This window comes from Geminicoccus flavidas, from assembly GCF_009806515.1.
GTDB lineage: Bacteria > Pseudomonadota > Alphaproteobacteria > Geminicoccales > Geminicoccaceae > Geminicoccus > Geminicoccus flavidus.
The window spans coordinates 1-3,824 of sequence record NZ_WUJP01000087.1 but is presented as its reverse complement, the minus strand read 5'-3'; the positions used below and the strand labels follow the sequence as shown (position 1 = coordinate 3,824).

2 protein-coding genes and 1 pseudogene are annotated in these 3,824 nt (G+C 70.1%); all 3 read right to left on the bottom strand.

The annotated features are described in order from the left end of the window. The coding region (gene mprF, locus EQG76_RS02240) for a bifunctional lysylphosphatidylglycerol flippase/synthetase MprF (RefSeq protein ID WP_159710223.1) at positions 1-2,571 on the bottom strand (2,571 nt) is incomplete at its 3' end. Beyond that, positions 2,568-2,759 (bottom strand): AcvB/VirJ family lysyl-phosphatidylglycerol hydrolase, encoded by a 192-nt coding sequence (locus EQG76_RS33255; RefSeq protein ID WP_407925494.1) that lies wholly within the window; start codon positions 2,757-2,759, stop codon positions 2,568-2,570. The genes mprF and EQG76_RS33255, both read right to left, overlap by 4 nt. A gap of 94 nt (positions 2,760-2,853) precedes the next feature. Continuing rightward, positions 2,854-3,324 (bottom strand): annotated as a pseudogene (locus EQG76_RS33250) (AcvB/VirJ family lysyl-phosphatidylglycerol hydrolase); the annotation flags it as partial. Between the last annotated feature and the right edge of the window lie 500 nt (positions 3,325-3,824).

The following is a 3,824-nucleotide window of genomic DNA, read 5'->3' as shown; positions in this document are numbered from 1 at the left end:
GGGCAGCACGCGCGCCAGCGAAATGCCGGGATAAAGGAGGTAGCTCGGCCGCCAGGTCGGCTGGAACTTGGCCTTGAAGGCGCGCAGCCCCTGGAAATTGTAGAGGCGGCCGCCATGGCGGGCCGCGATCCGCCCGAACTTCGACCAGGGCGAGGCCAGGTGATGCTCAGGCAGTCCCGCCAGCGGCGCCATGCCCAGGTCGAACCAGGCAGCGCCCTCCGCCTTGGCCCACAGGATCGTTTCCACGATCAGGTAGTCCATGGTGCCGGGCGGTGCGTCCGGCAGGAAGCGCATCAGGTCGATGCCGACCTCCTGGCCATCGCCCGAGCGCCAGATGTTGGCGAACGCAACGATCTCGCCGTTGCGGCGCACCACCGCGCAGGGCGAGGTCGAGAGATAGGCCGCGTCGAAGCGGCCGAGCGAGAAGCGCTTCTCCCGGGTCCGGCGCTCGGCCAGCCAGGCCGACGACACTCGGCCCAGCTCCTCCAGATGGGCCGGGACCTCGGACGGCGGCAGGACGGCGAAGCTCAGGCCGGCGCGCGGGGCACGGTTGCGCACGTTGCGCAGTTCGCCCCGCTGCTTGCCCTGCAGGTCGAAGGCCGGCAGCGAGATCCGGGCATTCTCACCGATCTTGACCGGGCGCAGGCCCAGATCGAGCAGCCAGGGCAGGGCATCGGGGCCTACCTGGTAGAACACGGTGCGGCCGCCATGGCGGTCGACCTGCGCGTGGAAGTCCCAAAGCAGCTCGGCCCAGCGCTCCTTGGGCCCGATGGGCTCGCCCATCACCACCCAGGAGCGGCCCTGGACCGCGTACATCAGGAACGCCTCGCCGGTCCGGTCGAAGAACAGGGCCTTGTCGCCGGTGAACACCAGCATGGCAGTAGTCGAGCCGTGCTTCGCCACAATCGGCCGTGCCCGATCCAGCTCCTCGGCGGTCGCGGGATGGGGGGCGGCCGGCGGCGGTCGCAGGAGCTGGGCCAGGCCCAGCCCCGCGGCGATCAGCAAGGCGATGGTGACGCCGCGCATCGAGCGGGATGCTGCCGCCTCGAGAGCATAGGTCGACCACAGGCTGTGGCTGTAGTCGACATGGCGGTAGGCGAAGAACAGGATCCAGACCATCGCCGCCAGCGCCGCCGCGATCGCCACCACCCAGCTCAGCGACAGCCGCTCGTCCAGGAGCGAGCTCTTGCGGTAGAAGTCCGAGCGGCAGGGCAGGAGCAGGACCAGCACGAGCAGCAGGTAGATCGCCTCCTCGTAGTCGAGCCCCTTGGCCAGCGTCGCGAGCGCGCCCGTGGCCAGCCCCAGCGCTGCCAGCGTCCAGGCGGCATTGACCCGGCGATACAGGCCGCGGGCCACCAGCAGCAGCCCGGCACCCACCATGCTGGCCCAGACATGGGCGAACTCGACCACGAAGAGCGGCAGGTAATCGCCCAGGAGATCCATCCGGGGCTCCTGGGCCGGCGTGGCGACCGACAGGAGCAGGATCACGCCGGCGATCCCGGTCAGGATCGCGAACAGGGTTGGCGCCATCGGCCCGATCGCCTTGAGCGTTATCTGGCCGACCGTGCCGAGCCAGCCCCGGATCCGCGCCACTTCCAGCCCGCCCATGATCATGGCGCCCAGCAGCAAGGGTACCAGGTAGTAGCAGATCCGGAACAGGACCAGGCCGCCGACCACGCCCACGATCAGGTCGTCGGCCGGACGCAGCAGCACCAGCACGGCACCCTCGAACACGCCGAGGCTGCCCGGCACGCTGCTGACCACGCCCACCATGATGGCGGCGGTGAAGACCGTGATCGCGGCTGGCAGCGACAGGCCGAGCTCGGGCGGCATCAGCACCCAGAAGGCGGTGGCGGCGGCACCCAGGTCGAGCAGGCCCAGGATGATCTGGATGATGGTGACGCCCGGCGTAGGCGCCTGGATCCGGTGGCCGCGAACCTCGATGCTGCGAGGCTTCAGCCAGCCCCAGAAGATGTAGGCGGCGACGATGACCAGCAGCAGGCAGCCCAGCGAGAACCAGAGCGTGGTCGAGATCGGCGTGGCCTGGCCCAGCGTATCGGGCGAGAGCACCAGGATGAGGCCGGACAGGGTGGCCACGCCCAGGGAGAAGGTGAAGGTGAAGAAGGCCTGGACCTTGGCGACGTCGAGCGCGCCCAGGCCCTGGCTGACATAGAAGCGGTAGCGCACCCCCGCACCGACAAAGGGGGCGAAGCCCGTGCAGTGCGCGATCGATTGGGTGACGAAGCTGGCGGTCGCGATATGGAGGAGCGGCAGCCTCTTGCCGGCCCAGCGTACCCCATAGATCTCGTAGCCGACCAGCATGACGAAGCTGAAGAAGGTGAAGAACAGCGCCAGGAAGACGCGGTCCCAGCCGATCCGCTGGATCTCCTCGGTGACGTCGCGCCAGTGGAACGAGCCAACCATGCGGTGCAGCACGGCGATCGCCACCACGAACAGGACTGCACCCACCACATAGGGTGCCAGCACCTTCAGGTGCGTGACCCAGGCGCGGCCCCTGCCGGCCGGGCTCTCGCCGCTTCCCGTCGCCTCCGCCACCTGAGGTGCGCTCACCAAGTTCCTCCACTCCTCTGCCCGAGGCCGGTCAGGATTGTCGCCGCGATCGCCGCGTAGTCACCGTCGAAATGATGGCCGCCCGGACGCTCGATCAGCTCTGTGCCCTTGGCCTCGGCGCTGCGGCAGCCCGTCTCGTCGGCCGGCTCGTCCGCGCCGAAAAAGCACTGGACGCGGCTCCTGTCCATGCGGGCGAGGTCGGGCGGGATCGGACGGGCGTCCGGGGCTGGCCCAGCCGACCCAGTCCGCTAGGTGGAACGCGAATTCCGCCGACACGCCCAGCGCCAGCAGGCTGACCTGCGTGACCGCCGCCCGGGTCTCCTGCGCCAGCAGCGGCCAGACCGCCGGCAGCACGTCGGCGCCGAAGCTGTAGCCGACCAGGGCCACCCAGTCCTTGCCCCATTCCTGGCGATAGTGGCGCACGATCCGGTCCAGGTCACCTGCCACCTCGGCCGGCCGGCGCGCCGTCCAGAAGTAGTGCAGGGAATCCAGGCCCACCACCGGCAGGCGGTGCGTCTCGAAATAGCCGGCAATGCTCTTGTCCAGATCGCGCCAGCCGCCGTCGCTGGACAGGATGAGGGCGAAGCTGTGGCCAGGCCCGCTTGCCGGGAGCTCGACCAGGGGCAGGTCGGCCAGCAGCACCCCCTGGTCGGCCGGCGGTGCCCAGAGCCCGAGGCCGGCGTCGATCGTTCTTGCCAGCGCCGTGCCGAGGTCGTTCCGGGGGCTCAGGGTTACCAGGGCGGTACTGGCCATGGGCGGCCAAAGGGGGGGCGGATTGGCTGCCTGCCAGCGTACGTCCACCAGCCAGCCGTCGCGCTGGATGGGTGGTGGGTAGGCAAAGCCGCCCGTGGCGTCGCCGCTGGCAGCGCCGGCCGGGCAGAACGGCAGGCGGGAGCGCACCCGTTCCGCCCGGTCTAGCGCCGCGGCACCCGCCAGGGTCGCCGGTGGCGCGTTGACCAGGGCAGCCGCGGCGACCGTGCCGCCGGCACCCAGGCCTACGATGATCCCTTGCCGGTAGCGTTTGCTGCCCCAGCTCCGCTGCAAGCGCTTGCCGGCGTCCTCGAGGTCGCCCACCAGGTAGTGGCAGTCGGTATCGGCGGGATCGGCGGCCAGCTTGCCGAGCCAGGTGACGAGGTCGATGCCGATCACGCCGTAGCCCGCTGCCGAGAGGGTGGTCGCAGCCTGCTCCATTCGTTCGTTCCAGCCGTCCAGGTCGGACACCAGGAACAGGACGGCCTTGGCCTCGCCTTCTG